Raw genomic sequence first — 25,926 nt, forward strand, 5'->3', positions numbered from 1 at the left:
CCAGCGTGCGGTCGTTGAGGTCGAGCAGCGCGGTCGCGATCCCGTGCGGGTCCGGCCCGGCGGGCGCCGCGCCGCTGATGGCGGTGGTCGCAGCGGTCGGCGCGGGGGCTGGCGCGAGGGCCGGCGTCCTGGCCTCCGCCGGCATGGACGTCGGCGCCTGCGGCGGAGCGGCCAGCACGGCGACGAGCTGGGGGAGCACCGGCAGCACGGGCAGCACCGGCAGCACGGGCGCCTCGGCGTCCCGCGTGTCGCCGTCCTCGGGCTCGGCCGCGGCCTCGGCGGTGACCTCGGGCGCCTTCCCGGGCTGCTCGCCCGGGATCACCGGGGCCCCGACCAGCTCCGCCAGCAGGGCGAGGAACGGGTTGCTCCCGGCAGTGGGCGCGCTCGCCTGGTCCGGCGGCGCCGGCATCGGCAGCAGGGGCACCATGCCCGGCAGGAGAAGAGGGATCTGGGTCATGCGGCCACCACCTGGGAGAGGACGGAGCGGACATAGGCCTGCGTCTCGGGGTACGGCGGGATCCCGCCGTACCGCAGCACCGCGCCCGGGCCGGCGTTGTACGCCGCGAGCGCGAGCTCGGTGCCGCCGAAGCGGTCGAGCAGGGTGCGCAGCAGCCGGGCGGCGCCGTCGACCGCCTGCGCGGGGTCGAACGGGTCGCGGACCCCGAGCCCGTCGGCCGTGCCCGGCATCAGCTGCATCAGCCCCTGGGCGCCGGCGGGGCTGACGGCGGTCGGGTCGAAGCCGGACTCCTGCTTGGCGACGGCCGCCAGCAGCCGGGGGCTGACCCCGTGCGCGGCGCCGGCGGTCTCGAAGAGCCGGGCGTACGGCGTCCCGAGCGGGACGACGGCGGGGGTCCCGTCGGCGGAGGCGCTGACGGGGGAGGAGGAGACGCTGTCGGGCACGATGCGCCGGATCGCGGTCGGGGTCTCGTACACCGGCCCGATCCGCACGTCCAGGCCGGGCCGCGGCGCCTCGATCATCTGGCCGTCGCCGACGTAGATGCCGACGTGGTGCACCGGGGAGCCGAAGGCGAGGATGTCGCCGGGCTGCGCCTCCGCCAGGCTGGACACCGGTCGCCCGGCGCGGGCCTGCTCGTAGGAGACGCGCGGCAGGTCGTAGCCGAGGTCGGCGTACGCCCGCTGCACGAGGCCGGAGCAGTCCAGGCCCTTCGACGGGTCGGTCCCGCCCCACACGTAGGGGACGCCCAGGTACTTCTTGGCGCGCTCGACCACGGCCTCGCCCGCGGCGCTGCCGGTCGAGGGCGTCGTGGTCGTCGTGGGCGTGGCGGCCCGCAGGGCGGCGGAGAACGCCGGCGCGGACGTGCCGCTCGTGGGAACCGGCGCGAGGACGGCGAGCTGGGCCTGGATCTGGGCGATCCGGGCGGTGACGTCGGAGACACTCATCCTGCTGCCTCGCCTTCGTGCGTGCGACGCCAGATGTCACCGGCGATCTCGTCCATCTCCTTGCCGTCGCGGCGCCGCTGCTCGGCGCGCCGCGCCTCGGCCCGGCGCTCGACCAGCGACTCCACCGCCGCCAGCCGGCTGCGGTCGGAGCGCCACCGGTCGCGGGCGGCGAGGGTGATCCGGCGGGTCGCCTCGAGCTCGGCTCGGGCGGCGGCCAGGGCCGCACCGAGCGCGGCCGCGACGTGCTGGCGGGCCGCGAACGACGCGACGTCCTCGAGCCCCGGCTCGGGCAGCGTGGCGAGCTGCTCCTCGATCCGGGTCACCCGTGCGGCGGCGTCGTGCTCCTCGGTCAGGGCCGCGGTCAGTCCGGTGCGGCTGTCGCGCTCGCGGATCCGCCGGACCCGCACCACGCCGCCGAGCTGCGGCTCCTTGCTCATGCCGCACCGCCCACGAGCTCGCGGAGCGCGGCCCACGTCGCCTCGACCTGCGAGGTGTCCTCGAGGTCCTGGCGCAGGAAGGCGTCGATGTGCGGCATCAGGGCCAGCGCGTCGTCCGCGTCCGCGTCGCTGCCGCTGACGTACGCGCCGATCTCGACCAGCTCCTTCACCGACCGGTACGCCGCGAGCAGCCGGCGCAGCCGGGTCGCGTCGGCGCGGCGGTCGGGACCGGTGACGGCGGTCGCGACGCGGGAGATCGACTCGAGCACGTCGATGCTCGGGAAGTGACCGCTGGTCGCCAGGTCGCGGGAGAGGACGACGTGGCCGTCGAGGATCGAGCGCGCGGAGTCGCCGACCGGGTCCTGGAGGTCGTCGCCCTCGACGAGGACGGTGTAGAGGCCGGTGATGCTGCCCTCGGGGGAGGTGCCGGCCCGCTCGAGCAGCTTCGGGAGCAGGGCGAACACGCTCGGCGGGAAGCCGCGGGTCGCCGGGGGCTCGCCCGCGGACAGCCCGATCTCGCGCTGCGCGAGCGCCACCCGGGTGAGGCTGTCCATCATCAGCACGACGTGCCGGCCGGAGTCGCGGAACCACTCCGCGATCCGGGTCGCCACGAAGGCGGCGCGCAGCCGGACCACGGACGGCTGGTCGGAGGTGGCGACCACGACCACCGAGCGACTGAGACCCTCGGGCCCGAGGTCGTTCTCGAGGAACTCCCGGACCTCGCGGCCGCGCTCGCCGATCAGCGCGATCACCGAGATCTCGGCGTCGGTGCCGCGGGCGATCATCGAGAGCAGGCTGGACTTGCCGACGCCGGAGCCGGCCATGATGCCCAGGCGCTGGCCGCGGCCGCACGGCGTGAGCGCGTCGAGGGCGCGGACGCCGAGACCGAGCTGCTGCTCGATCCGCGGGCGGCTGAGGGCGTGCGGCGCCGGGAGGTCGACGGTGACCTCGTCGAGGCCGGCGAGCTCCGGGCCGCCGTCCATCGGGCGGCCCAGGCCGTCGAGCACGCGGCCGCGGAGCGCCTCGCCGACGCCGATCCGCAGGCCGGTGCCGCACGGGCGGACGTGGTCCCCGGCGCGCAGGCCGGTCGTGTCGCCGAGCGGCAGGCAGGTGAGCTGGCCGGGCTCGCTCGCGACGACCTCGACCGGCACGACGCCGTCCGGACCCTGGATCTCGAGCAGCTCGCCCACCGCAGCCGGGATTCCGGTGACGGTCACGCGGATGCCGAGCAGGCCCGCCACCCGGCCCAGGCGCAGCGGACGGACCGCCGCCAGGGCGGCGTCCCGGCGCTCGGCGGTCAGGGCGCCCATCAGCGACACCTCATCGCAGGGCCTGCCGGAGACGGTCGAGCGCGGACTCCACGCGCAGGTCGATCGCGGCGTCGTCGACCTCGACGATCGCGCCGCCGGGGGCGAGCGCGGCGTCGGGCTGGAGCGACACGCCCTGCTCGGCGAGTGCGTGCGCCGCGGGCGCCTCCGCGACGGAGGGGTGGACCCGGACGGTGACCAGGGGAGCGGTCGGCAGCGCCGCCAGCACGCGGCGGACGACACCGGCGCCGGGGTCCTCCTGCACCGTCAGCTCGTGGCCGACCAGCTCGCGGGTGAGCTCGAAGGCGAGGTCGGTGGCCTGCGCGGCGATCCGGTCGCAGGTGTCGGCGACCGTGCCGCGGAGCTCGGTGGCGGCGGCGCGGAGCGCGTCGAGCGCGCGCCGGTGCTCGGCCTCCCGCTCGCGCTCGCGCTCGGCGGCCTGCGCGGCGACGAGCGCCGCCGCCTCCTCGGCGCGGGCCAGTGCCTCGGTACGGCCCTCGGCCCAGCCGACGGCGTACCCCTGCGCGCGGGCGGCGTCCCGGGTCCGCTGGGCCAGCCGGCCCAGCGCCTGCTCGGTGACGTCGTCGCCCAGCACGCTCGGGTCGCCGAGGCGGGTCCACACGCCGGTGCGCAGGTCGGGCCGCTCGGCGGGGCGCCAGGACCGGACGGCGGCCGACTCGGGGCTAGACGACGAGCTCATCGTCGCCTCCGCGCCGGACCATGATCTGGCCCTGCTCCTCGAGCAGCCGGATCGTGCGGATGATCGCCTGCTGCGCCTCCTCGACCTGGGTGAGGCGGACGGCGCCGAGCAGCTCGACCTCCTCGAGCAGCGTCTCCCCGGCGCGCTCGGACATGTTCGAGGTGATCTTGGTGCGGACCGTGTCGCTGACGCCCTTGAGGGCGAGGGCGAGCTCGGGGGTGTTGACCTGGCGCAGCACCAGCTGCACCGAGCGGTCCTCGAGCTCCACGATGTCCTCGAACATGAACATCCGGCTGCGCACCTCGTCGGCCAGCTCGGCGTCGAGCGCGTCGAGTCCCTCCACGATCTGCCGCTCGGTGGCCCGGTCGGAGCGGTTGATGATCTCGACCAGCGGGTCGATGCCGCCGACGCGGGACATGTCGGCGGGCTGGAGCACCGAGGACAGCTTGCGCTCGAGGCTCGCCTCCACGGCCCGGATGATGTCGGGGGAGGTGCGGTCCATGACCGCGATCCGGTGGGCGACCTCGGCCTGCAGCGACGACGGCAGCCCGGACAGCACCAGCGACGCCTTGTCCGGCGTCATGTGCGCGAGCACGAGGGCGATCACCTGCGGGTGCTCGTCGGCGATGAAGGTGCGCAGCTGGGTCGGGTCGGCCCGGAGCAGGAACTGGAACGGCAGCTGGACGGCCGCCGCCTGCAACCGGTCGATGATCTCGTTGGCGCGGTCCTGACCGAGCGACTCGACCAGCAGGTTCCGGGCGTACGACAGTCCGCCCTGGTTGATGTTCGCGCGGGCGACCATCATCTGGTTGAACTCGGCCAGGACGGCCTCGCTCTCGGACGCCTCGATGTCGTCGAGCCGGGCGATCTCGGCGGAGATCGCCTCGACCTCGGGGTCGGAGAGGTGGCTCAGCACGGACGCCGCGTGCTCGCGGCCGAGCTGGATCAGCACGATCGCGGCCTTGCGCACGCCGAAGGTGGCCAGGGCGGAGGACATCATCAGCGGTCCACCAGCCAACCGCGCAGGAGGGCCGCGACGTCCTCGGGCTGCTTCTCGACGAGCGAGGCCAGCTCGGTGCGCAGCTCCTCGTTCGCGGCGTTGTCGGCGCGCTCGAGCGCGGCGACGGCCGGCACCTTCTGGGCCTCGGCCGCGGCGGCCAGCGCGGCGCGCTCGGCCGCGTCGGTGCGCAGCTGCTCGACGATGTAGGTCGTCGCGTTCTCGCGGGCCTTCGAGCGCTTCCTGCTCCGCAGCCAGGCCAGGAGGAGCGCGGCGATGACCGCGAGGGCGATCCCCGCGTCGCGCGCCCACCGCCACATCTGGGCCTGCTTCTCGGCCTTCGCGGCGGCGGCCAGCTCGGCGGCCGCGGCGTCGTCGGCGGTGCGGTCGAACTGGAGCGACGTGACCTGGATCGTGTCGCCGCGCTTGGTGCTGATCCCGTTGCCGGCCGAGATCAGGTCCTGGATGTCGGTGGTGCTGCGGCCCTGGAGCGACGCGGTGTCGATGGCCACGGCGACGTGCATCGAGTTCACGCTGCCGGGCGCGGTCTCGCGGTGCTCGATGACGGTGTCGACCGCGTTGTCCTCGGTCTTCTGCTTCTTGGTGTACTTCGACGGGTTCGAGCCGCCCGTGGTGAGCGGGTCCATCTGGCCGTCGGGTCCGACCACGCCGTTCGCCGCGCCGGCGCCACCGGGCCCGGCGTACTGCTCGCTGCTCTCGCTCGACGAGAGCGGCGCCTGGGTCGGGTCGTTCTGGTACGTCGTCGACTCCGACACGGACTTGTCGAAGTCGAGGTCCGCGGTCACCTGGACCGTCGAGTTGCCGGGGCCGACGATCCGGTCGAGGACGGACTGGATCTGCGCGGTCTTCTTCTGCTCGAACTCCGAGACCTGCTGGTCGCGGGTGCTGGCGCCGAGCGCGCCGCCGTCGGACGTCGAGAGCACCTGGCCCTGCCCGTCGGTGACGGTGACGTTCTCGGGCTGGAGGCCGTCGATGCTCGCGGCGACGAGGTGGACGACCCCCTGCACCTGCTGCGGGTCGAGCGTCGTGCCGGCGGAGGTGTCGACCAGCACCGACGCGGTGGGCGGGTCCTGCTCGTCGGCGAACACCTTCTGCGGCGGCAGCGCGAGGTGGACGATCGCGGTGTTCACGCCGTCGATCGCCTCGATGGTCTTGGCGAGCTCGCCCTCCATCGCCCGCTTGAAGTCGGTCTGCTCCTGGAACTCCGAGGTGGAGATGCCCTGCCCGTCGAGCAGGCTGTAGCCGTCGCCGCCCGACGAGGCGGGCAGCCCCTTGCCGCTGAGCGCGATCCGGGTGTCGTAGACCTGGCTCTGCGGCACCATCACGGTGGCGCCGCCGTTGGTGAGCTGGTACGGCACGCCCTCGGCGTTGAGCTCGTCGACGACCGCCGAGGCGTCCTCGGCGGCGAGGTTGCTGTACAGCGGTGCGTAGTTGGGCGTGGCGACCCAGCGGAAGACCATGACCGCCGCGAGCAGCACGGCGGCCGTGCCGATGACCGCCACGACCTTCTGGCCGGTCGTGAACGAGAGGAACGTGGTGCGCAGTCGTGCGAACGACCGCGAGAGCTGCTGCTTCATCCGATCGGCATCCGCATGATCTCGTTGAACGCCTCGAGCGCCCGGTTACGGACCGCGACCGTCAGCTGCGTCGTGACCGAGGCCTCGGTCGCCGCGAGCGTGTAGTCGTGGATGTTCTGGAGGTCGCCGGTCGCGGCCTGGACGGCGAGCTGGTCGCTCTTGTCCTGGACCGCCTCGAGGCGGTCCAGGCCGTCGAGCACCAGGTCGCCGAACGCCTGTCCGGACTGCTGGGTGGCCTGCGGCGCGGCCGGTGCCGTCGGCGCGACGGTCGGGGGGACGTACGGCGTGAAGCCGATGCTCTCGATGCCGGAGACGCTCATCGGGGTCCCCTCGCCGTTGTCGGACGGAGGAGCGGAGCGGGGGAGGCCGAGAACGGCGTGGGGTGGTTCATCACGCACGACCGATCTGCAGCGCGGCGGAGTAGGTGTCCTGGGCGTCCTTGGTCACCTGGACCGAGGCCTGGAAGCCGCGCTGGGCCATCACCAGCTGGGTCATCTGGCTGGCCAGGTCGGTGTCGGGGGCACGGACGTAGCCGTCGGCGTCGGCGAGCGGGTTCTCCGGGTCGCTGACGAGCCGGCCCTGCGGGTCGCTCTCCGCGATGCCGGCGACCTCGACCCCGCCGCCGGGCACCGCGCGCACGATCGGCATCTGCGCCTGGAAGGCCGACTGGCTGGTGCTGGTGACCGTGTTGATGTTCGCGATGTTGTTCGCGAGCGTGTCCAGCCAGGTCTGGTGCGCGCCCATCGATGATCCCGCGATGCGCAGCATGTCGAAGGCGCCCATCACTGGCCGCCCGCCACGGTGCGGAGCAGCGCGAAGCGGTCGCTCGTCGCCCGGGTGATCATCTGGTACTGGAACTGCGACTGCACCGCCGCGAGCGTCTCCTTGCGGAGGTCGACGTTGTTGTCGTTCGCGCCGACCGGGGTGTCGGTCGGCAGCGTCTCGATGTCGAGGGCCGACGGGTCACCGGCGGCGATCGCGGCGCGCAGGCTGGACTCGAAGTCGACGCTCGTGGCCCGGAAGCCGGGAGTGTCGACGTTCGCGATGTTGTCCGCGATGACGCGCTGTCGCATGGCGATGCCGTCGAGCGCCGCGTGCAGGGCGACGTCGACGCCGTCGGGTCCACCGAGGGAAAAGCCGGTGCTGGACACGCCTGGCCTCCGAGTAAGACGAGGGCGGTGCCGATCCGTCGGCGGGGGGTGAGCATTCCTTGCTCACCGAGTTATTCGGCGCGTCGCGGCGCCACTTGAGGGCTTTTTCGGACTGATGTGTACGCCGGGCGGCCCCCCAGCGCCCGGCGCACGTCCCGAGGGGGCGCTCAGGCCTCCATGTCCAGGTAGACCGGCTGCGCGCCGCGGGCGGTGGCCCGGTCGACCCGGCTCGCGAAGTCCTGGTGCCGGCGCAGGCCCTGGGCCGTGGCCGCGAGCCGCGCCTCCACCGCGCGCTGACGGGCCAGGATCGCGAGCGCCCGATCCACCAGGTCGAGGGGGACCGGCCCGGCCAGGTTGGGCTCGTCCCACGGCTCGAGGTCCGGCGCGGTGGGGTCGTCCAGCTTGCGCTCGGCCAGGATGACGTCGAGCTCGAGCCGGTCGAGGGTGGTCTCCCAGTGCAGGTGGTGACGGTCGGTGTTGACGTGGATGGGGTAGTCGATCGCGCGGTTCATGCGCTCGCCGATGTCAGTTGGAGAGCCGCCTCGCGCCAGGTGTCGCGGAGCTCGCTCGCGGCGGTGAGGCAGAACTCGGCGGCCGCGAGGTCCTTCTGCATGTTCGCCCGGACCAGCTCCCGGTAGAGGTAGTCGTAGAGCGCGGCCAGCCCGGGAGCGCCGTCCCAGGCGTCGACGCGGAGGCTCGAGACGAGCTCGAGCACGATGTCCTGCGCGTGCAGGAGCGGTGCGTTCGCCTGGCCGGGCTCGTCGCTGCGCAGCGCGTCCGTGGCGCGCTGGAGGTCGAGCACCAGCCGCTCGAGGAGCATGACGAGCAGCTGGCCCGGGCTGGCCGTGGTCACGGAGGCGGCGAGGTAGGCCTCTCGCGGGTTCTGCGCGGAGAAGGTCATCGAGGGTTCCTTTCGCTGCCTCAGGAGCCGTGCGAGGGCAGGCTGTTGATCTGGCCGGCGAGCCAGCTGCTCTGGCTCTGCAGGCTGGAGAGCGCCGTCTCCAGGGCGGTGTACTGCCGTTCGAGCGTCGAACGCCGCAGCTCGAGCCGGCCGTCCCAGTCGGTGATGCTCTTGGAGAGCCGGTCGACGGTGGTCGTGTGGCCGGTGATGGCGTTGGTGATCGTGCCGGTGTAGGTGTCGGTCGCGCTCTTGGTCACCGTCGCGACGCGGGCCGCCCAGCCGTCGGTGGCGGAGGTGGCGCCGCTGGTGAACTTCGCGGCCACGCCGGCGGGGTCCGCGGCGTACGCCGCGGCGAACTTGTCGGCGTCGAAGACCAGCTTGCCGTAGCGGTCGGTCTGGATGCCGTACGGGGCCAACGACGTGGTGTCGTCGCCGAACACGGTGTTCAGCAACGCGGTGCGGAGGCTGCGGGCGGTCGGGTCGCCGGCCAGCACACCGGCGGGTGACGTGCTGGTCTTGGCGGCCGTCTGGGTGTCGATGCTGGTGAGGAGGGCGTTGACCTGGTCGACGAGGGCCTTGACCGAGGTCTTCACCCCCGAGGAGTCCTGGGCGACCGAGACCGTCGAGGTGTCGCCGTTCTTCGCCGTGGCGGCGAGCGTGACGGTCACGCCCGGGACCAGGTCGGTGAAGGTGTTGGACTTCGACGACGCGGCGATCCCGCCGATGGTGAGCTGAGCGTCCTGGCCGGCGTCGGTCGTGGCGGTGCCCAGGTCGACGTTGGTGAGGCTGATCGCCGACCCCGCGCCGGTGGCGTCGGCGGTGAGCAGGAGCCGGTAGGTGGTGGCGCCGGTCCTGACGGTCGTCGCGGTCACGCCGGCCTTGGCGGCGTTGATGCCGGCCGCGAGGTCCTTCAGGCTCCCGGTGCCCACGTCGATCGTGCGGGTGGTGCCGTCCGCGGCGGTGAGGACGACCGGGTCGCCGGCCACCGTCCGCACATCGGTGTTGAGCGCGACGTCCTTGCCGTAGGTCGTCTGGGCGGCCTTGGCGAGCTGGCCGACGACGACCGTGAACGAGGAGGCCGAGGCGGTCGGCGAGGCGGTCGCGGTGACGGCGGAGCTCGACGAGGTGGCCTTGAGGGTCTGCCAGGTGTCGGTCTTGGCGAGCTTCGCCGCGTTGCTGGCCAGCAGCGCGGTGTCGGTGTTGAGCTGGCGGAGCGCCTTGATGACGTTGTTCTCGGCGGTCTGCTGGTCCCGGAGCTTGGTCTGCGGGACCGACTCCAGCTTCATGAGCTGGTCGATGATGCCGGCAGTGTCCAGGCCGCTGGCCAGGCCGCTGATGCTGCTGGTCGCCACGGGCTCCTCCTGCTCGGGTCATCGGACCGGAGCCGGCGCGGCCCCGGGGTGCCCCCGGGAGAGTGAGCGCTCTCCCGGGGGCCGGGTTCCTCCGCGGTGGGTCGGTCTCCGACCGACCCACCGCCGGGATCAGCGCAGGAGCGAGAGAACGCCCTGCGGGGCCTGGTTCGCCTGCGCGAGCATGGCGGTACCGGCCTGCGACAGGATCTGCGAGCGAGTGAAGTTCATCATCTCCGACGCCATGTCGGTGTCGCGGATCCGGCTCTCGGAGGCCGTCAGGTTCTCCTGGGTCACATTGAGGTTGTTGATGGTGTGCTCGAACCGGTTCTGCATGGCACCGAGCTTCGCGCGAGCGGTCGAGACGCCCTTGATCGCGTTGTCGATCGCGTTGGTCGCGGCCTTCGCGTTGGTGGCGCTGTTCAGGACGAGCGAGCCGACGCCGAGGTCGGTCGAGCTGAAGCCGGCGTTCGCGCCCGGAGCCGCGTTCGTGGTGGCCGCGGTCAGACCGCCACCGACGGTGATCGCGCCCGGCAGGCCGTCCTTGGACGACACGACCAGCCCACCGTTGTCGTCGACCGACGCGGTGTAGTTGGCCTTGAAGTTCGTGTCGCCGTTCAGCGCGGTGGCGATGGCGTTCGCGTCCGTCTCGGCGGCGAGCACGGCCGTGGTCGTGACGACACCGTTGTGGGTGAACGTCGCGGCGGTGCCGTCGAGCTCGGCCGCACCGTTGGTCCACGTCGACTTCGCGCCACCGGTGCCCGTCGAGGTGATGTCCACCGCGATCGAGTCCGTGGCCTGGGTCCCGTAGCCGACCTGGAAGTTCTTGCCGACGTAGGAGCCGTCCAGCAGGGCGACGTTGTTGAACGTCGTCGAGGTGGCGATCCGGTCGAGCTCCTTGGTGAGGGCGTCGTTCTCGGACTGGATGGCCGCACGCGAGCTGGAGTCGTTGCTGTCGTTCGCAGCCTGGACCGACAGGTCGCGCATGCGCTGGAGGATGGAGTGCGTCTCGGTGAGCGCGCCTTCAGCGGTCTGCACGACGCTGACGCCGTCCTGGGCGTTGCGGACCGCGACCTTGATGCCGCCGACCTGCGAGCGCAGGCCCTCGGAGATCGCGAGACCGGCCGCGTCGTCGGCGGCCCGGTTGATGCGGTAACCGCTGGACAGCTTCTCCAGCGACTTGCTCATCTGGCCCTGGGTGACCGACAGGTTGCGGTACGAGTTCAGGGCGTCGATGTTCTGGTTGATGCGGAGACTCATGGGGGTTCCCTCCTGGAATCGAGTCAGTGGCCGGAGCCCGTCCGTGGGCTTCCGAGACCACCGATCGGTTCGTGGTGAGAGGACCTGAGGAATTCAGCGGAAGAAATGCCGACAGGTCACCGCCCGCCGGCGGTGACCTGTCGAAGAAGCAGGAGAGCGGAGCTCAGGCGGTCGCGTTGACCGGCGCCTCGCCCTCGCGCCGCCGGGTGCCGGCGGCGTGGCGGGCCGCGACCGCGGCGAAGTACGCCTCGCGGCGGCGGGCGGCGGCGCCCTGCGGGCGAGCGTGGGCGGAGACCAGGTCCGGATCGAGCTCGTGGTTGAGCGCGTCGCGGAGGAGGATCAGCGCCTCGGCCCGCATCTGCGAGACGCGGGACTCGCTGACCCCGAGCGTCGCCGCGATCTCGGCCATCGGTCGCTCGGCGAGGAAGTACTGTTCGACCACGACGCGCAGCCGCTCCGGCAGCTCGGCGACGGCCTCCGTGAGGTAGGTCAGCCGCTCGCGGTGCTCGGCCAGGCTCTCCGGGCTCGGCGTGGAGCTGACCAGCAGGTCGCCGAGGTCGGCGTCCTCGGACGCGTGCAGCGACAGCACCTGGGCGCGGGCGACGTCGTCGTCGTTGGCGCTGACCTCGTCGACGCTGAGGCCGGCCGCGGACGCCACCTCGGCGTCGGACGCGGTCCGGCCCAGCGCGGCGGCGAGCCGCGCGCGGGTCGCGTCCAGCTCGCGGGCCCGTCGGCGCACCGACCGGGAGGCCCAGTCGATGCTGCGCAGCTCGTCGACGAGCGCCCCGCGGATCCGCGTGGCGGCGTACCGGGGGAAGGGGACGCCGCGGTCGGGGTCGTACGCGTGGGCCGCCTGCACGAGCGCAGCCAGTCCGGCCGAGGTCAGGTCGTCGCGGTCGACGTGCGAGGGCACGCGGCTGGCGGTCTCGCGGACGATGTGTCCGACGAGAGCCATGTGCCGCTCGATCAGCTCCGTGGAGCCCGGCGGGACGTCGTTGTGGGGGGTCACGCGGAGCATCCTGCACGCTCGTGGAGCGGTCTGTCCGTAAAATCTGGGGGGTACGCGGGAGTGACAAAGATCTGCCTAGTCGACCCTCAAGTCGGCTGATTTCGGCACCGATACCAGACCAATCGACCCCTCCCGTCCGCATTGCCGCTCCGAAACTCCTCAGCATCCGCGAACACCGCCCGATGGTGGTGCTCGAGGGACATCAGGTCAATGCGAACGAGGGAGCGGAAGGAGTCGATGGACGTGGAGAAGCTCTCTCTGGTGCTGTGGCGGGAGCGCGAGCTCCTGGAAGCCCTCCAGTACCGGCTCGCGGTCGAGCAGCTCGTGATGGCCGGCGGCCAGACCCGCTGGCTCGCGAACGCCGCCCGCGACGTGGAGCAGGCCGTGGAGGAGCTGCGGAGCATGGAGCTGCTGCGCGCCGTGGCCGCCGACGAGGCCGCCTCGGCCGCCGGGCTGGCGCCCAACCCCAGCCTCTCGGCGCTGATCGCGGCGGCCGACGAGCCGTGGCGCTCGATCCTGGCCGACCATCGTGAGGCATTCGCCGCGATGACCGAGGAGATCGAGCGGATCGCGGCCACCAACCGGGCGCTCATCGCCAACGGCCTGCGCGCCGCCCACGAGACCCTGCTCGGGGCCGACGACGGCGGCCGCATCTACACCGCGGCCGGGGCGACCGTGAGCGACGGCGCCCGCACGGCCGTGGTCGACAGGAGCCTGTGAGCATGGCGAGCTTCTCGTCGCTGAACACGGCGCTGAGCGCGATGCGCTACCAGCAGGTCGTGCTCGACGTCTCCAGCACGAACATCGCCAACGGCGGCACGGACGGCTACGTACGCCGCCGTGTGGTCGGCGAGACCGTCGGCGCCCCCGCGACCCCGGCGATCTGGTCGCGCACCAACGAGATCGGAGCCGGCGTCCGGGCGAGCGGCGTCGACCGGATGGTCGACCAGTACCTCGACAACCGCGGTCGCGCCGAGCACGCGAAGCAGTCCTACCTCGACGTGCAGGCCGACGCGCTGGCCCGGGTCGAGACGGGTCTCGCGGAGCCCGGTGGCAACGGCGTCTCCGGTGCTCTCGCGGACTTCCGATCCACCCTGCACGACCTGGTGAACGCGCCCGGCAGCGACGCCGCCCGCAGCCAGGTGCTGTCCTCGGCCAACACGCTGGCCGACGCGATCCGGCTCCAGGCCCGCAACCTCGCCGACGAGGCCGGCGACCAGCGTTCCCGCCTGATCGCGACCGTCCAGGAGGTCAACGACACCGCGACCCAGCTCGCGGCGACCAACCACAGCATCGCCGCTGCCAGCCTGACCGAGGGCGACACGGCCAGCCTGCTCGACGAGCGCGACCGGCTGTCGATGAAGCTCGCGGAGCTCACCGGCGGCACCGCGAAGATCCGCGACGACGGCGGCATGGACGTCGAGGTCCGCGGCGTCTCGCTGGTGGCCGGCACCACGACCCAGCAGCTCCAGATCGCCGCGGGGGTCAACCCCGACGGGACCGCCGACGGCAACCCGACCGCGTACACGATCGGCGCGACAGCGGTGACCGGTCTCTCCGGGGACGTGGGTGGCATCAGCGACCTGCTCGACCACAAGCTGCCCGACCACCTCGCCGGCCTCAACGCGATCGCGAAGCAGCTCGCCGACGACATCAACCTGCAGCACACCCAGGGCTACGACGCGACCGGCGCCGCCGGAACCGCCACGTTCTTCGACTACACCGACCCCGACGTGGCTGCGAGCCTCACGGTGGGCATCACCGACCCCAAGCAGCTCGCCGCCTCCAGTCAACCCAAGGACCCGGCGAGCCCGGTCATGGTGCTGGACACCGGCAACGCCGACGCGCTGATCGGCGCGATCAAGGTCGACGACGGCTACCAGCGGCTGGTGAACCAGTTCGGCACGGTCGTGGCGTCGACGAAGCGGCTCGCCGCCAACCAGCAGGCGCTGACCTCCCAGATCGACTCCTCCCGCGAGCAGCTCGCGGGTGTCAGCCTGGACGAGGAGACCGTGAACATGCTCAGCGCCCAGCGCGCGTACGAGGCCGCGGCACGGGTCATGACCACCATCGACTCGATGCTCGACACGCTGATCAACCGGACGGGGATGACTCGCTGATGGCCATCTCCCGCATGACCCAGAAGATGATGAGCGACCGGGCGCTGCTCGGCATGCAGGCCGGCCTGGACCGGCTCTCGAAGGTCCAGGAGCAGCTGACCACCGGCCGGGTGATCAACCGGCCGTCCGACGACCCGACCGCTACGACCAGCGCGATGCGGATCCGCGGGTCGGTCGCGGCCCAGAAGCAGTACGCGCGCAACGCCAACGACGCGCTGGCCTGGCTGAACCAGACCGACGCGACGCTGGCGTCGATGACCGACCAGGTGCGCCGGGCCAAGGACATCGCGCTCCAGGGCGCGAACGACGGCGCGATGGGACCGGAGGCCCGCGAGGCGCTCGCGACCGAGGTCGACCAGATCCGCAAGGGGCTGATCGCCACCGCCAACGGGACCTACCTCGGGCGGCCGCTCTTCGGCGGCGTGACCGGTGGCAGCGCGGCGTACGCCGCCGACGGCACCTGGATCGGGGTCCCGGCCGCGGCCGGCCAGGGCGTCACGCGCACGGTGGGTGAGGGTGTGCAGATCCGCGTGGACGTCGAGGGGCCGACCGCTCTGGGCCCGGACGGCGACTCGCTCTTCGACCACCTGGACGCGCTCGCGACGGCGCTCCGGTCCGGGAGCTCGGCCGGCATGGCGACCGCCATCGGGAAGCTCGGCTCCGACTCGGCGCGGATCACCGACGTCCAGTCCTCGGTCGGCGCCCGGACCAACCGGGTCGAGCAGGCCCAGACGGCCGCCGGCGACGCGCAGCTGTCCCTGACCAACTCCCTCTCGGAGATCGAGAACGCCGACATCGCGAAGGCGACTGTCGACCTCCAGCTCCAGGAGGTCGCTTACCAGGCGGCCCTGTCCGCCACTGCCCGCGTGATGCAGCCCAGCCTGCTCGACTTCCTGCGATGAGCCCCAGGTGAAAACCCGATGACGACTGCGATGATGGCCCCGATGCCCACCACCGACTCCGACCTCCCGATCATCGAGATGGTCCGGCCGATGCCGGGCTTCCCGGACCGGCGCCGGTTCGCGCTGGTGCGTCTCGACCCGGCCGGGGACCTGTGCAGCATGACCTCGCTCGACGAGCCCGACCTGCGGTTCCTCGTGGTGCCGCCGGCGCGCTTCTTCCCCGACTACGCTCCCGAGGTCGAGGACGACGTCCTGGCCGACCTCGAGATCGAGTCGGAGGAGGACGTGCTGCTGCTCGTCGTGCTGAGGGCCGGGAGCTCGCTCGCGTCGACGACCGCCAACCTCGCCGCGCCGGTGCTCGTGAACACCGCGACCCGGCGGGGCGGCCAGATCGTGCTCGACCAGCCCGGACTCCCGATCGCCGCGCCGCTGACCGCGTAGCGCCTCGCTACGGGTAGCGTGGCGTCATGCTGGTTCTGAGTCGTCGCGCGGGTGAGAGCGTCGTCCTCGGCGAGGACATCACCATCACCGTCCTCGAGGTGCGCGGCGACGTGGTGCGCGTCGGTATCGACGCGCCGCGGTCGCTGAAGGTGCACCGGGCCGAGCTGCTCGAGCAGCTCGAACAGGAGAACCGCCAGGCCGCCTCGCCGAGCGAGGACGTGGTCGCGAACCTGACGCGTGCGCTGGGGGACGAACCCGAGGGGTGAGTCCGGCTCGCACAAGTTGTCGATGTCAACGATCGGGAATATGGTTGACGTTGACAACCTTGTACTCCCCGTGAATCGAGCTTCCGTGTCCCAGGCGCCCGCCGCCCCCCTGTCCGCCGAAGAGTCGGGTCAGATGACCCACCGCCAGATCCTGGAGGCCCTGAGCGGCCTGCTGCTGGCGATGTTCGTCGCGATGCTGTCCAGCACGGTCGTCACCAACGCGCTGCCGCGGATCGTGAGCGACCTGCACGGCAGCCAGACCGGCTACACCTGGGTCGTGGTCGCGACCATGCTCGCGATGACGGCGACCACCCCGATCTGGGGCAAGCTCTCCGACCTGTTCAGCAAGAAGCTGCTGGTCCAGCTGGCCCTGGTGATCTACATCGCCGGCTCGCTGATCGCCGCGTTCGCGCCGTCCATGGGGGTGCTCATCGGGGCCCGCGTCGTCCAGGGCCTCGGCGTCGGCGGCCTCACCGCGCTCGTCCAGGTCGTGATCGCCACGATGATCTCGCCGCGCGAGCGCGGCCGGTACTCCGGCTACCTCGGCGCGACGTTCGCGCTGGCGACGGTCAGCGGCCCGCTGATCGGCGGGGTGGTCGTCGACTCGGCGCTGGGCTGGCGGGGCTGCTTCTTCGTCGGGCTGCCGTTCGCGGTCGTCGCGTTCTTCCTGCTCCAGAAGACCCTCCACCTGCCGGTCGTCAAGCGCCCGGTGCACATCGACTACCTCGGCGCGACGCTGCTGGTCGCCGGCGTCTCGGTGTTGCTGGTGTGGGTCAGCCTGGCCGGCAACGACTTCGCCTGGGTGTCGGCCACGACCGCCGTCCTGGTCGCGCTCGGTGTCGTCCTGCTGGCCGGGGCGGTGTACGTCGAGGGCCGGGTCGCCGTCGAGCCGGTCATCCCGCTGCGCCTCTTCAAGGACCGCACCACGACGCTCGCCACCATCGCCTCGGTGCTGATCGGCGTCGCGATGTTCGGCTCGACCGTGTACCTGAGCCAGTACTTCCAGACCTCGCGCGGGATGACCCCGACGGAGGCGGGCCTGATGTCGATGGCGATGGTCGGCGGCCTGTTCGTCTCCAGCCTCGTCAGCGGCCGCGTCATCAGCGACACCGGCCGCTGGAAGGGCTGGCTGGTCGGCGGGATGGTCCTGGTCGTCGTCGGCCTCGCGCTGCTCGGCACCATCGACGAGACCACCGACCTGGTCGTGGTCGGCGGGTTCATGGCGATCCTCGGCGTCGGGCTGGGCGCCACCATGCAGAACCTGGTGCTTTCCGTGCAGAACAACGTCACCATGTCCGACATGGGTGCCGCCAGCTCGGTCGTCGCGTTCTTCCGCACCATGGGCGGGTCGATCGGCGTGTCCGTGCTCGGTGCGCTGCTGAGCCACCAGGTCGCCCAGCAGGTCACCGACGGGTACGTCGCCGCGCAGCGCCCGCCGTCGTTCTCGGCCGACAGCCACGCGGTGCCGGACGTCGCCTCGCTCCCCGGGTGGGAGCAGTCGATCTGGGAGCACGCGTTCGGCACGTCGTTCGGCCACATCTTCCTGGTGGCGACGCCCTTCGCCCTGCTCGCCCTGGGCTGCGTGCTGCTGATCCGCGAGGTGCCGCTGCGGACCTCGAACCTCGAGGCCGAGGCCACCGCGGCGCCGGAGACCGCCGCCGAGCTGCACCGCGCCGTCGTCCGGAACGAGGCCTGACGTGGCGAGCCGGACCGCCCGCGCCGACCTCCTGACGGGGCTGGAGCAGCAGGTCGGCGTGATGATCCGCCGGATCCGGCGGATCATCCGGGAGCGGGCCCAGGCGGTGCACCCCGACCTGCAGTCCTCGTCGTACCTGATGCTCTCCTGGCTGGCCGAGCACGGCCCGCAGCGGGCGTCGGCGATGGCCGAGACGTTCTGCATCGACAAGGGAGCGATCAGCCGGCAGATCCAGCACCTCGTCGACCTCGGCCTGGTCGAGCGGGCCCCCGACCCGGCCGACGGGCGCGCCACGCTGGTCTCGGTCAGCCCGGAGGCGAGGTCGCGGATGGTGGCGGTCGCCGAGGAGCGCCGGCGCTGGCTCGACGACCGGCTCCGCGACTGGACCGAGGAGGACCTCACCGGCATGGTCGCCCTGCTGGGCCGCTACAACGCCGCGCTCGACGAGCGGGTCGCCGCCGACTGACCGTTTTCGCCGGTCCGCCGTGGGTACCGCCCGAGCATGTCGGACGGAGAGCAGCAGCCGGTCCGGACCGCGCGGAAGGTCACGCTGATCGCGATCGGCGGGATCCTCGTGGTGCTGGTCATCATGCTCGCCATCGTGCTGTGGCTCGGCGACCCGACGAACGACATCGGCGAGAACCAGCCGACCCCGTCGCCCGGATCCTCGGGGTACTAGCGCTCCTGGCCCAGCCAGACCGCGGTGTCCGGCGGCAGCGTGCGGTCCACCGGCCCGCTGGCCAGCAGCACCTCGCCGTCGGGGAGCTCGACCGGCTCCGTGCCGCAGTTCAGCAGCACGGTGACCGGCCCGCGGCGGAACGCGAGCACGTCCGCGCCGAGGCGGTGTCCCGAGCCTGTCGACGGGTCCAGCAGCTCCACGTCGTCGCCGGCGGTCGTCGCGAACGTGCGCCGGGTGGCGAGCGCCGCGCGGTAGAAGCTCAGCGTCGAGTCCGGGTCGTCCTCCTGCGCCTCGACCGTGAGCGCGGCCCACGCGGCCGGCTGCGGGATCCAGGGCTGGCCGGTGCCCGGCCCGAAGCCGAACGGCGGCGCCTCGCCGCTCCACGGGATCGGCACCCGGCAGCCGTCGCGGCCGGGCTCGCCGGTGCGGAACCAGGACGGGTCCTGGCGGAACTCCGGCGCCACGTCGACCTGCTCCAGGCCGAGCTCCTCGCCCTGGTAGACGTACGCCGACCCGGGCAGCGCCAGCATCGTGAGCGTCGCCGCCTTCGCTCGGGCGAGGCCGACCGCGCCGCCGCCGTACCGGGTCGCGTGCCGCTCCACGTCGTGGTTGGAGAGCACCCACGTGGGCGAGCCGTCGACCAGGCCGACCGCGTCCAGGGTGCCGGTGATGACGTCGGCGAACCCCCGGGCCGACCAGGGCGTCAGCAGCCAGGCGAAGTTGAACGCCTGGCTCATCTCGTCCTGCCGGATGTAGCGCGCCATCGACTCGGGCGTCGCGGTCCAGGCCTCGGCCACCAGCATCCGGTCGCCGTTGTACTTGGCGAGCACGTCGTGCCAGCGGCGGTAGACCTCGTGCACCTCGGGCTGGTCCCACATCGGGCCGTGGGTGGCGGGCGCCTCGACCATCGAGTCGGTGGGCTTGCGCGGCGTGAGGTCGTCGGGCAGGCCCTCCTCCTTGAAGAGCCCGTGCGCGACGTCCACGCGGAAGCCGTCGACGCCCCGGTCGAGCCAGAAGCGCAGCACGTCGACGAACATGTCGCCGACCTCGGGGTTGCGCCAGTTGAGGTCCGGCTGGGCGGTGTCGAAGAGGTGGAGGTACCACTGGCCGTCGTCGACCTGCGTCCACGCGGGGCCGCCGAACACCGACCGCCAGTTGTTCGGCGGACCGTCCGGGCTGTCGCGGAAGACGTAGCGCTCCCGCTCCGGGCTGCCCGGGCCGGCGGCGAGCGCGGCCTGGAACCACGCGTGCTGGTCCGAGGTGTGGTTGGGCACCAGGTCCACGATCACCTTGAGGCCGACCTCGTGCGCGCGCTCGACCAGCGTGTCGGCGTCGGCGAGGGTGCCGAACAGCGGGTCGACGTCGCAGTAGTCGGCGACGTCGTACCCGTGGTCCTTCTGCGGCGACGTGTAGAACGGCGAGATCCAGACGGCGTCGACGCCGAGGTCGCGCAGGTACGGCAGCCGCGAGGTGATGCCCGGCAGGTCGCCGATGCCGTCGCCGTTCGCGTCCGCGAAGCTGCGCGGGTAGATCTGGTAGGTCACCGCGTGCCGCCACCACTCCTGGTGCGGGACGGTCGTTGGATCGTTCAAAGACACGGTCTCCATGGTACGGGGGCGGCTCAGTCGAAGTCCGAGGGGTTCACCGCGACCCAGGTGTGCTCGGCGCGGCCGACCACCCGGCCGTCGGAGTCGTAGAGGGTCGAGGACGTCCAGGTCCGGCGGCCCTCGGAGCCCCGGGTCGCCCCGACCACCACGTGCTCCTCGCCGACGGCCGGCAGCGCGTCGACGCAGGCGGTCATGGTGGCGAGCACCATCAGCCGCTCCTCCAGGTCGCCGGCCCAACCGCCCACGCAGTCGAGCGCCGCCCACGTGACCGGCAGCGTCGCCCGGCCGTCGGCGTCACCGACGCTCTCGTCGGGCGTCCACGTGGCCGCTGTGCGCCCGTCGCCCACCTGGCCCGGGAAGATCCGCAGGCCGTCGCCGGCTGCCCGGCCGACGCCGCAGGAGAAGCAGGTGGGGAAGGGGTGGAAGGAGTGCCCGGCGTACACCGCCTCCGCGGCCCGGGCCTCCTCGGCGGACACGGGGTCGACGATGCCCGGGTCGGCGTCGGCCAGCGATGCCCGGGCGACGACGTGCTCCCCGTGCACCGCCTCGGTCACGCCGTCCTGGGTGGTGACCGGCATCGGGACGTCGAGCGGGGGCGGCCGGCGCAGCGACACCGTGATGGCCGGCCAGGGCTCGTGCGCGCCGACGAGCGCGGCGAGCGCTCCGGACGTCCAGCCACCGTTCCCCGTCGACGGCGGGCCGCAGTAGCGGCGCGGCACCAGCAGTTCCCCCATGGTCGGACCGACTCCCCTCGTGTGCTCGAAGGCATCACGCTGACACGGAGAGCCGCTCAGGTCCACCCTGCCGGGCGCCCACGCTGGCACACCATGGGACGCCCCGAGCAGGGCGCAACCGCGCAATTGAACGCCCAGCCTCGGTCTACGCGCGAGTAACCCAGGCCTGTCGTTCAATTGCGACGGAGCCGGCCCCGACCCGACGGCGGTCAGCGGATCTCCTCCCACCGGTCCAGCGCCTCGCGCCGCTCGGCAGCGTGGTCGACGACCGGCTCGGGGTAGCCGGTCGCCAGCCGGTCCTCGGGGCTCGGGTCGTGGGGGTCGCCGACCTCGGTGAGCTCCGGCACCCAGCGGCGCAGGTACTCGCCGCGGGGGTCGAACTTCCGGCCCTGGCTGGTCGGGTTGAAGACGCGGAAGTACGGCGCCGCGTCGACGCCGCTGCCCGCGGCCCACTGCCAGTTCTGCTGGTTCGAGGCGAGGTCGCCGTCCACGAGCCAGCGCATGAAGTGCCGCGCGCCGTGCTGCCACTCCAGGTGCAGGTCCTTGACCAGGAAGCTGGCGACGACCATCCGCACCCGGTTGTGCATCCACCCGGTGGCCCGCAGCTGCCGCATCCCGGCGTCGACGATCGGGAAGCCGGTCCGCCCCTCCTGCCAGGCGGTCAGCGCGGCACCGGGCTCGTCGTAGCGCATCCGCGCGTACTCCGGGCGCAGGTACTCCCGCGCGGTCGCGGGCCGCGCGAAGAGCACGTCGGCGAAGAACTCCCGCCACGCCAGCTCCTTGCGGTACGCCGCCGCGCCCGCGCTCCGCCGGCGCGCCAGGTCCGCGAGCATCGTCCGCGGATGGATCTCCCCCCAGCGCAGGTGCACCGACATCCGGGAGGTGGTGTCCAGGTCGGGGCGGTCACGCTCGTCGTCGTACCGGTCGATCCGGTCGAGGAACTCCGCCCACTGCCGGCGCGCCGCCGCCTCCCCGGCCGCGGGGAGCGCCAGCCCGTCGGGGAGGTCGGGGTCCGGGATCTCCGTCGTGTCGTCCAGCGCGAGCCAGTCGACGCCGTCGGGTGTCTCGGCCGGCGCCCGCCAGCCGTGCTCGGCCCAGGCGCGGGAGAACGGCGTGTAGACCCGGTAGGGCCGGCCGCTGCCGTTGGCCACCCGCCCCGGGGACACCGCGTACGGCGAGCCGGTGCGGACCAGCTCCAGGCCGTGCTCGGCCAGGGCCTGCTCGACCGCGGCGTCGCGGCGGGCGCCGTACGGGCCGAAGTCCGCGGCGACGTGCACGCGCGACGCCCCGACCGCGCGGGCGGCGTCGACCACGCGCCGTACCGGGTCTCCCTCGACGACCGCGACCGGCGCGTCCAGCGCCCGCAGCGAGGCCGTGAGGTAGCCGCGCCGGGCGGGTCCCGCCGGCCGCCACAGCGCGGGGTCCAGCACGAACAGCGGGAGCACCGGGCCGTCGGCGGCGGCCTCCACGAGCGCCGGGTTGTCGTCGAGGCGCAGGTCACGGCGGAACCACAGGACGGAGGGCATCGCCTGCCAGCCTGCCAGCCCGCTGGTGGATGGGAGAGAATGTGCGGGTGAGCGACCTGATCGACACGACCGAGATGTACCTCCGGACCATCTACGAGCTGGTCGAGGAGGGCATCGTGCCGCTGCGTGCCCGGATCGCCGAGCGGCTCCACCAGAGCGGCCCGACGGTCTCGCAGACCGTGGCCCGGATGGAGCGGGACGGCCTGCTCACCGTCGAGGGCGACCGGCACCTCGAGCTCACCGACGAGGGCCTGCGGCTGGCCACCCGGGTGATGCGCAAGCACCGGCTCGCGGAGCGGCTGCTCACCGACGTGATCGGCCTGGACTGGGAGCTCGTGCACGAGGAGGCGTGCCGGTGGGAGCACGTGATCTCGGAGACCGTCGAGCGCCGGCTGCTGGAGCTGCTCGACCACCCGACCGAGTCGCCGTACGGCAACCCGATCCCCGGCCTGGACGAGCTCGGCGAGAGCGAGGTCGGCGAGGAGTTCATGGACGGCGTCGAGCCGCTGTCCCGCGCCGCGAGCCCCCTGGAGGGCCGCGTCCTGGTCCGCCGCATCTCGGAGGAGATGCAGAAGGACGAGGTGCTGATGAGCGCGATGCGCCGGGTGGGCGCGCTCCCCGACAAGACCGTGACCGTCGTCGCCACCGCCGAGGGCATCCTGCTCGGCTCCGGCGGCGAGAGCGCCGAGATCGTGCTCGAGGCGGCCGACCACATCTTCGTCCGCAAGCTCTGAACGTCCCCGGGGGCAGCTGAGTGTCACCGGGCCCCGGTCCGGGTACGGCCGGGGACATGCCACCGGAGATCATCGCGGGGCGCTACCACGTCGAGCGCCCCATCGGCCGGGGCGGGATGGGCACGGTCTGGCTGTGCCGGGACGAGGTGCTGGGCCGCCAGGTCGCGGTCAAGCAGGTCGGCCTGATGCCGGGCGAGTCGGCCCCGGACCTCGCCCGAGCCCTGCGCGAGGCGCGCTCGTCGGCCGCGCTCCACCATCCACACGTCGTGTCGGTGTTCGACGCCGTCGAGGCCGATCGCCACATCTGGCTGGTCATGGAGTACGTCCCCGGCTCGACGCTCTCGGAGCTGATCGACCGGGAGGGGCGGCTCGACCCGGCGCGGGTCGCGTCCATCGGCGCCCAGGTCGCCGACGGGCTGGCCGCCGCGCACGAGCGCGGGACCATCCACCGCGACGTCAAGCCCGGCAACGTCCTCATCGACGGGGACGTCGCCAAGATCAGCGACTTCGGGATCGCGCGCACCGACGGCGACGCCCAGCTGACCCAGTCGGGGCTGCTCACCGGCACCCCGCTCTACTTCTCGCCCCAGCTGGCGCGCGGCGAGAGCCCGACGCCGGCCGACGACGTGTGGGCGCTGGGCGCCACGCTGTACGCCGCCGTCGAGGGCGCGGCGCCCGCCGAGGACCGCGGCAACGCGATCGCCACCCTGACCGCGATCGCGGAGACCCGGCCCGCCCCGCCGGCCCACGCCGGCTTCCTGGCCGACGCCATCGGCCGGATGCTCGACCCCGATCCCGTCTCGCGGTGGTCGATGGCCGACGCCGCCCACGCCCTGGCGCGCCTGCACGAGCAGCACCGGGCCCCTGGGACCCTCGAGACCGCAGCGCCGTCCCCGGAGCCGACGCCGGAGCCGGCGCCGTCCCCGGAGCCGACGGCCACGACCGCCACGACCGCCGCAGCGCCGCCGCCCGGGCCCGAGCGCCACCGCTCCCGGTGGCCGCTGGCGGTCGGTCTCGTGCTCCTGCTGCTCGTGGCCGGGATCGCGGCCGCGGTCGCGCTGCGGCCCGACGACCCGTCGGGGACCCCGGCCGCGGGGCGGTCGCCCTCGGCGGCCCGCTCGCCGTCGGGGACGCCGTCCACCGCCACCGCGACGGCGACCGTCACCACGACCGCGACGCCGTCGGCCGAGGAGTCGCCGCCCGCGGCCGAGCCCGCCGCCGGCGGCCCCGAGCAGGCCGTGGAGACCTACTACGGCCTCCTGCCCGACGACACCGAAGGGGCGTGGCGGATGCTCGGCCCGACCGCGCGGGACAGCTCCGGGGGCTACGACGACTACGCCGCGTTCTGGGACGGCATCGACTCCGTCGAGGTCGGCCCGACCTCCCTGGACGGCGACATCGTGACCGTCGAGCTCACCTACGACGGCGCGGACTCCGAGACCCGGCGGCTGCGCATGGAGCAGCGTGGCTCCGGCTGGATCATCGCCGAGGATCTCCGCACCGGCTGAGCACGCTCCCACCTGTCTGGACGTCTGTCCCGCAATGGGGGGAGTTCTGAGATTGCCCTGTCCGGCGGGGTCGGTGTCGGTAGATTTCACCTCGGTCCGGGGGACCGAGGCGCGGGGGAGCGCCGACGAGGGGGACATTTTCATGGAGATGATCGACGCGGGCGCGCTGGTGCCCGGTCCGGCCGAGCGCACCGTGCTGGTCGCGCACTCGCGCACGGGACTGCGACGCGGGCTGGACCTCGGTGAGGCCGTCCTGCTGCGGGCGCCCGACGGCGAGTACCACGTCGCCCGGGTCGTCGACCTGACCTTCGAGCTCGACGACACCGTCTACACGTGCGAGCTCGGCGGCCGGATCCCGGAGGAGCTGGCCCGCGAGCGGGCGGCCGGCCTCGACCCGGACCGCGACGACCTCGAGCTGCACGAGATCGTCGACCTGCTGCACGAGCTGCGGGACGAGGGTCACCGGCCGCCGGACGCTCAGGCGTTCACGCGGCAGCTCGCGATGCGCTGAGCTCGGCCAGGAACTCGCTGCACCCGACCTCGAGCTTCACGGTCGCCAGCTCGTCGCCGCGGGTCGCCCCGCGGTTGACGATCACCACGGGTACGCCGGACTTCGCCGCCCGGCGCACGAACCGGAAGCCGGACATCACGGTGAGGCTCGACCCGGCGACCAGCAGCGTGCCGCCGGTCTCCGCGAGCGCGTCGACGGCCGCGTAGCACCGCTCGACCCGCGGTGCGGGGACGTTCTCCCCGAAGAACACCACGTGCGGCTTCAGCACACCGCCGCACGCCGCGCAGCCCGGGACGACGAACCCGGCGGTCTCGTCGAGGTCGACGTCGCCGTCCGGGCGCACCGCCACGTCGGCGTACCGCTCGGCGAACCCGGGGTTCAACGCCGCCAGTCGCGCCTGCAGGGCCGCCCGCGCCGACGTCCGGCGGCAGCCCAGGCAGACCACGTCGGCGATCCGTCCGTGCAGCGCCACCAGCCGCTCGGTGCCCGCCCGCTCGTGGAGGCCGTCGACGTTCTGGGTGATGAGCAGCTCCGGGGCGATCGCGGCCAGCGCGTGGTGGCCCGGGTTGGGGTCGGCGCCGCGCATCCGCCCCCAGCCGAGGTGGCTGCGCGCCCAGTACCGCTGCTGCGCGGCCGGGCCGGACACGAACTCCTGGTAGGTCATGGGCAGCCGCGCCGGCGAGTTCGGGCCGCGGTAGTCCGGGATGCCCGAGTCCGTGGACAGACCCGCGCCCGTGAGGACCACCAGCGGGCGGTCCGCCAGCAGGTCGAGCGCCTGCGTCGCCAGGGTCAACGGGCGTACCGGAGCTCGGCCCGGGCGCGGGCCTTGGCGGCCTCCACCTCGCGGTCCTTGGGCGGCGCGCTGGTGACCAGGTCGTCGAGCAGGTGCTGGGTGAGGTGGGCGATCTCGCGCACGGCGCGGTCGAACGCCGCCTGGTTGGCCTGGCTGGGCTTGGTCGTCCCGCTCACCTTGCGGACGTACTGCAGGGCCGCCGCCGACACCTCGTCGGAGGTCGCGGGCGGCTCGAAGTTGTGGAGCGGGCGGATGTTCCGGCACATGGGCACGAGCCTACGTCGCCCAGGCACCTGCCA

At 73.0% G+C, this 25,926-nt stretch carries 30 protein-coding genes and 1 pseudogene; 11 read left to right on the forward strand and 20 right to left on the reverse strand.

Going from position 1 to position 25,926, the window contains the following annotated elements; genetic code table 11:
• The 15 genes and pseudogenes from ABD086_RS08565 to ABD086_RS08635 all read right to left on the reverse strand — a co-directional run.
• Nucleotides 1-457 (reverse strand): annotated as a pseudogene (locus ABD086_RS08565) (hypothetical protein); the annotation flags it as partial.
• Nucleotides 454-1,401 carry a transglycosylase SLT domain-containing protein gene (locus tag ABD086_RS08570; RefSeq protein WP_343907069.1) on the reverse strand — a complete coding sequence of 316 codons (948 nt, stop codon included), beginning with the start codon at nt 1,399-1,401 and terminating at the stop codon, nt 454-456. The pseudogene ABD086_RS08565 and the gene ABD086_RS08570, both read right to left, overlap by 4 nt.
• Nucleotides 1,398-1,838, reverse strand: coding sequence for a flagellar FliJ family protein (locus ABD086_RS08575; protein ID WP_343907070.1), 441 nt, complete (start codon nt 1,836-1,838; stop codon nt 1,398-1,400). Before ABD086_RS08575 ends, ABD086_RS08570 begins: the two co-directional genes overlap by 4 nt.
• Nucleotides 1,835-3,148, reverse strand: coding sequence for a FliI/YscN family ATPase (locus tag ABD086_RS08580; protein ID WP_343907071.1), 1,314 nt, complete (start codon nt 3,146-3,148; stop codon nt 1,835-1,837). Before ABD086_RS08580 ends, ABD086_RS08575 begins: the two co-directional genes overlap by 4 nt.
• Nucleotides 3,149-3,158: 10 nt before the next feature.
• On the reverse strand, nt 3,159-3,845 hold the full coding sequence (locus ABD086_RS08585) for a FliH/SctL family protein (RefSeq protein WP_343907072.1): 687 nt from the start codon (nt 3,843-3,845) through the stop codon (nt 3,159-3,161).
• Complete coding sequence (fliG, locus tag ABD086_RS08590) at nt 3,829-4,845, reverse strand: flagellar motor switch protein FliG (protein WP_343907073.1); 1,017 nt, start codon at nt 4,843-4,845, stop codon at nt 3,829-3,831. Before fliG ends, ABD086_RS08585 begins: the two co-directional genes overlap by 17 nt.
• Nucleotides 4,845-6,440 carry a flagellar basal-body MS-ring/collar protein FliF gene (gene fliF, locus ABD086_RS08595; RefSeq protein WP_343907074.1) on the reverse strand — a complete coding sequence of 532 codons (1,596 nt, stop codon included), beginning with the start codon at nt 6,438-6,440 and terminating at the stop codon, nt 4,845-4,847. The genes fliG and fliF overlap by 1 nt, the downstream gene beginning before the upstream one ends.
• Nucleotides 6,437-6,760, reverse strand: coding sequence for a flagellar hook-basal body complex protein FliE (gene fliE / locus ABD086_RS08600; RefSeq protein WP_343907075.1), 324 nt, complete (start codon nt 6,758-6,760; stop codon nt 6,437-6,439). The genes fliF and fliE overlap by 4 nt, the downstream gene beginning before the upstream one ends.
• A gap of 70 nt (nt 6,761-6,830) precedes the next feature.
• A complete protein-coding gene (locus tag ABD086_RS08605; RefSeq protein ID WP_343907076.1) occupies nt 6,831-7,223 on the reverse strand; it encodes a flagellar basal body rod protein FlgC in 393 nt (130 codons plus the stop codon).
• Entirely contained in the window at nt 7,223-7,591 is a 369-nt protein-coding gene (gene flgB, locus ABD086_RS08610; RefSeq protein WP_343907077.1) for a flagellar basal body rod protein FlgB, read from the reverse strand. The genes ABD086_RS08605 and flgB overlap by 1 nt, the downstream gene beginning before the upstream one ends.
• Before the next feature lie 167 nt (nt 7,592-7,758).
• Nucleotides 7,759-8,103 carry a hypothetical protein gene (locus ABD086_RS08615; protein WP_343907078.1) on the reverse strand — a complete coding sequence of 115 codons (345 nt, stop codon included), beginning with the start codon at nt 8,101-8,103 and terminating at the stop codon, nt 7,759-7,761.
• Complete coding sequence (fliS, locus tag ABD086_RS08620) at nt 8,100-8,492, reverse strand: flagellar export chaperone FliS (RefSeq protein WP_343907079.1); 393 nt, start codon at nt 8,490-8,492, stop codon at nt 8,100-8,102. Before fliS ends, ABD086_RS08615 begins: the two co-directional genes overlap by 4 nt.
• A gap of 20 nt (nt 8,493-8,512) precedes the next feature.
• Nucleotides 8,513-9,844, reverse strand: a complete 1,332-nt coding sequence (gene fliD / locus ABD086_RS08625; RefSeq protein ID WP_343907080.1) for a flagellar filament capping protein FliD — start codon at nt 9,842-9,844, stop codon at nt 8,513-8,515.
• A 129-nt stretch (nt 9,845-9,973) separates the two neighbouring features.
• Entirely contained in the window at nt 9,974-11,101 is a 1,128-nt protein-coding gene (locus ABD086_RS08630; RefSeq protein WP_343907081.1) for a flagellin N-terminal helical domain-containing protein, read from the reverse strand.
• Between the two features lie 163 nt (nt 11,102-11,264).
• Nucleotides 11,265-12,110 (reverse strand): sigma-70 family RNA polymerase sigma factor, encoded by an 846-nt coding sequence (locus ABD086_RS08635; RefSeq protein ID WP_343907082.1) that lies wholly within the window; start codon nt 12,108-12,110, stop codon nt 11,265-11,267.
• Between the two features lie 237 nt (nt 12,111-12,347).
• Between ABD086_RS08635 and ABD086_RS08640 the strand changes: the two genes are divergently transcribed.
• The 8 genes from ABD086_RS08640 to ABD086_RS08675 all read left to right on the forward strand — a co-directional run bounded on the left by ABD086_RS08640 (nt 12,348) and on the right by ABD086_RS08675 (nt 18,214).
• Nucleotides 12,348-12,830: a flagellar protein FlgN gene (locus ABD086_RS08640; protein ID WP_425571578.1), complete on the forward strand. Its 483-nt coding sequence runs from the start codon at nt 12,348-12,350 to the stop codon at nt 12,828-12,830.
• Between the two features lie 2 nt (nt 12,831-12,832).
• A complete protein-coding gene (flgK, locus tag ABD086_RS08645) occupies nt 12,833-14,230 on the forward strand; it encodes a flagellar hook-associated protein FlgK (RefSeq protein WP_343907084.1) in 1,398 nt (465 codons plus the stop codon).
• A complete protein-coding gene (gene flgL, locus ABD086_RS08650; RefSeq protein ID WP_343907085.1) occupies nt 14,230-15,132 on the forward strand; it encodes a flagellar hook-associated protein FlgL in 903 nt (300 codons plus the stop codon). Before flgK ends, flgL begins: the two co-directional genes overlap by 1 nt.
• A gap of 42 nt (nt 15,133-15,174) precedes the next feature.
• Complete coding sequence (gene fliW / locus ABD086_RS08655) at nt 15,175-15,573, forward strand: flagellar assembly protein FliW (RefSeq protein ID WP_343907086.1); 399 nt, start codon at nt 15,175-15,177, stop codon at nt 15,571-15,573.
• Between the two features lie 26 nt (nt 15,574-15,599).
• Complete coding sequence (gene csrA, locus ABD086_RS08660) at nt 15,600-15,839, forward strand: carbon storage regulator CsrA (RefSeq protein ID WP_343907087.1); 240 nt, start codon at nt 15,600-15,602, stop codon at nt 15,837-15,839.
• Nucleotides 15,840-15,972: 133 nt separating this feature from the next.
• The gene (locus ABD086_RS08665; RefSeq protein ID WP_343907088.1) at nt 15,973-17,535 is read left to right on the forward strand and encodes an MDR family MFS transporter; all 1,563 of its coding nucleotides are present in this window, start codon (nt 15,973-15,975) and stop codon (nt 17,533-17,535) included.
• 1 nt (nt 17,536) lies between these two features.
• Complete coding sequence (locus tag ABD086_RS08670) at nt 17,537-18,001, forward strand: MarR family winged helix-turn-helix transcriptional regulator (RefSeq protein WP_343907089.1); 465 nt, start codon at nt 17,537-17,539, stop codon at nt 17,999-18,001.
• Nucleotides 18,002-18,037: 36 nt separating this feature from the next.
• Complete coding sequence (locus ABD086_RS08675) at nt 18,038-18,214, forward strand: hypothetical protein (protein ID WP_343907090.1); 177 nt, start codon at nt 18,038-18,040, stop codon at nt 18,212-18,214.
• Here ABD086_RS08675 and ABD086_RS08680 read toward each other — a convergent pair.
• The 3 genes from ABD086_RS08680 to ABD086_RS08690 all read right to left on the reverse strand — a co-directional run bounded on the left by ABD086_RS08680 (nt 18,211) and on the right by ABD086_RS08690 (nt 22,081).
• Nucleotides 18,211-19,821: a glycoside hydrolase family 13 protein gene (locus tag ABD086_RS08680; protein ID WP_425571579.1), complete on the reverse strand. Its 1,611-nt coding sequence runs from the start codon at nt 19,819-19,821 to the stop codon at nt 18,211-18,213. The genes ABD086_RS08675 and ABD086_RS08680 overlap by 4 nt on opposite strands.
• A 14-nt stretch (nt 19,822-19,835) precedes the next feature.
• Nucleotides 19,836-20,555 (reverse strand): hypothetical protein, encoded by a 720-nt coding sequence (locus tag ABD086_RS08685; RefSeq protein WP_343907092.1) that lies wholly within the window; start codon nt 20,553-20,555, stop codon nt 19,836-19,838.
• Between the two features lie 209 nt (nt 20,556-20,764).
• Nucleotides 20,765-22,081 carry a cryptochrome/photolyase family protein gene (locus ABD086_RS08690; RefSeq protein ID WP_343907093.1) on the reverse strand — a complete coding sequence of 439 codons (1,317 nt, stop codon included), beginning with the start codon at nt 22,079-22,081 and terminating at the stop codon, nt 20,765-20,767.
• Nucleotides 22,082-22,128: 47 nt separating this feature from the next.
• Between ABD086_RS08690 and ABD086_RS08695 the strand changes: the two genes are divergently transcribed.
• The 3 genes from ABD086_RS08695 to ABD086_RS08705 all read left to right on the forward strand — a co-directional run bounded on the left by ABD086_RS08695 (nt 22,129) and on the right by ABD086_RS08705 (nt 24,834).
• Nucleotides 22,129-22,815, forward strand: a complete 687-nt coding sequence (locus ABD086_RS08695) for an iron-dependent transcriptional repressor DtxR (RefSeq protein ID WP_343907094.1) — start codon at nt 22,129-22,131, stop codon at nt 22,813-22,815.
• Nucleotides 22,816-22,871: 56 nt separating this feature from the next.
• Nucleotides 22,872-24,323 (forward strand): serine/threonine-protein kinase, encoded by a 1,452-nt coding sequence (locus ABD086_RS08700; RefSeq protein WP_343907095.1) that lies wholly within the window; start codon nt 22,872-22,874, stop codon nt 24,321-24,323.
• Between the two features lie 142 nt (nt 24,324-24,465).
• Entirely contained in the window at nt 24,466-24,834 is a 369-nt protein-coding gene (locus ABD086_RS08705; RefSeq protein ID WP_343907096.1) for a hypothetical protein, read from the forward strand.
• On the opposite strand, the gene ABD086_RS08710 is transcribed toward ABD086_RS08705, so the two are convergent.
• Complete coding sequence (locus ABD086_RS08710) at nt 24,809-25,627, reverse strand: Sir2 family NAD-dependent protein deacetylase (RefSeq protein ID WP_343907097.1); 819 nt, start codon at nt 25,625-25,627, stop codon at nt 24,809-24,811. The genes ABD086_RS08705 and ABD086_RS08710 overlap by 26 nt on opposite strands.
• On the reverse strand, nt 25,624-25,893 hold the full coding sequence (locus ABD086_RS08715) for a DUF2277 domain-containing protein (RefSeq protein ID WP_343907098.1): 270 nt from the start codon (nt 25,891-25,893) through the stop codon (nt 25,624-25,626). Before ABD086_RS08715 ends, ABD086_RS08710 begins: the two co-directional genes overlap by 4 nt.
• Between the last annotated feature and the right edge of the window lie 33 nt (nt 25,894-25,926).

This window comes from Nocardioides aquiterrae (assembly GCF_039526625.1).
Taxonomy (GTDB): Bacteria; Actinomycetota; Actinomycetes; order Propionibacteriales; family Nocardioidaceae; genus Nocardioides; species Nocardioides aquiterrae.

What these genes read in the sequence shown, in the direction of transcription:
- fliG (WP_343907073.1), bottom strand. Translation starts at nt 4,845, where the DNA reads ATGATGTCCTCCGCCCTGGCCACCTTCGGCGTGCGCAAGGCCGCGATC.
- ABD086_RS08680 (WP_425571579.1), bottom strand. Translation starts at nt 19,821, where the DNA reads ATGGAGACCGTGTCTTTGAACGATCCAACGACCGTCCCGCACCAGGAG.
- flgK (WP_343907084.1), top strand. Translation starts at nt 12,833, where the DNA reads ATGGCGAGCTTCTCGTCGCTGAACACGGCGCTGAGCGCGATGCGCTAC.
- ABD086_RS08705 (WP_343907096.1), top strand. Translation starts at nt 24,466, where the DNA reads ATGGAGATGATCGACGCGGGCGCGCTGGTGCCCGGTCCGGCCGAGCGC.
- ABD086_RS08580 (WP_343907071.1), bottom strand. Translation starts at nt 3,148, where the DNA reads ATGGGCGCCCTGACCGCCGAGCGCCGGGACGCCGCCCTGGCGGCGGTC.
- fliS (WP_343907079.1), bottom strand. Translation starts at nt 8,492, where the DNA reads ATGACCTTCTCCGCGCAGAACCCGCGAGAGGCCTACCTCGCCGCCTCC.
- ABD086_RS08570 (WP_343907069.1), bottom strand. Translation starts at nt 1,401, where the DNA reads ATGAGTGTCTCCGACGTCACCGCCCGGATCGCCCAGATCCAGGCCCAG.
- ABD086_RS08715 (WP_343907098.1), bottom strand. Translation starts at nt 25,893, where the DNA reads ATGTGCCGGAACATCCGCCCGCTCCACAACTTCGAGCCGCCCGCGACC.
- ABD086_RS08640 (WP_425571578.1), top strand. Translation starts at nt 12,348, where the DNA reads ATGGACGTGGAGAAGCTCTCTCTGGTGCTGTGGCGGGAGCGCGAGCTC.
- ABD086_RS08630 (WP_343907081.1), bottom strand. Translation starts at nt 11,101, where the DNA reads ATGAGTCTCCGCATCAACCAGAACATCGACGCCCTGAACTCGTACCGC.
- fliW (WP_343907086.1), top strand. Translation starts at nt 15,175, where the DNA reads ATGCCCACCACCGACTCCGACCTCCCGATCATCGAGATGGTCCGGCCG.
- ABD086_RS08605 (WP_343907076.1), bottom strand. Translation starts at nt 7,223, where the DNA reads ATGGGCGCCTTCGACATGCTGCGCATCGCGGGATCATCGATGGGCGCG.
- ABD086_RS08575 (WP_343907070.1), bottom strand. Translation starts at nt 1,838, where the DNA reads ATGAGCAAGGAGCCGCAGCTCGGCGGCGTGGTGCGGGTCCGGCGGATC.
- csrA (WP_343907087.1), top strand. Translation starts at nt 15,600, where the DNA reads ATGCTGGTTCTGAGTCGTCGCGCGGGTGAGAGCGTCGTCCTCGGCGAG.
- ABD086_RS08615 (WP_343907078.1), bottom strand. Translation starts at nt 8,103, where the DNA reads ATGAACCGCGCGATCGACTACCCCATCCACGTCAACACCGACCGTCAC.
- ABD086_RS08700 (WP_343907095.1), top strand. Translation starts at nt 22,872, where the DNA reads ATGCCACCGGAGATCATCGCGGGGCGCTACCACGTCGAGCGCCCCATC.
- fliF (WP_343907074.1), bottom strand. Translation starts at nt 6,440, where the DNA reads ATGAAGCAGCAGCTCTCGCGGTCGTTCGCACGACTGCGCACCACGTTC.
- flgL (WP_343907085.1), top strand. Translation starts at nt 14,230, where the DNA reads ATGGCCATCTCCCGCATGACCCAGAAGATGATGAGCGACCGGGCGCTG.
- ABD086_RS08665 (WP_343907088.1), top strand. Translation starts at nt 15,973, where the DNA reads ATGACCCACCGCCAGATCCTGGAGGCCCTGAGCGGCCTGCTGCTGGCG.
- ABD086_RS08690 (WP_343907093.1), bottom strand. Translation starts at nt 22,081, where the DNA reads ATGCCCTCCGTCCTGTGGTTCCGCCGTGACCTGCGCCTCGACGACAAC.
- ABD086_RS08685 (WP_343907092.1), bottom strand. Translation starts at nt 20,555, where the DNA reads ATGGGGGAACTGCTGGTGCCGCGCCGCTACTGCGGCCCGCCGTCGACG.
- ABD086_RS08675 (WP_343907090.1), top strand. Translation starts at nt 18,038, where the DNA reads ATGTCGGACGGAGAGCAGCAGCCGGTCCGGACCGCGCGGAAGGTCACG.
- ABD086_RS08585 (WP_343907072.1), bottom strand. Translation starts at nt 3,845, where the DNA reads ATGAGCTCGTCGTCTAGCCCCGAGTCGGCCGCCGTCCGGTCCTGGCGC.
- fliE (WP_343907075.1), bottom strand. Translation starts at nt 6,760, where the DNA reads ATGAGCGTCTCCGGCATCGAGAGCATCGGCTTCACGCCGTACGTCCCC.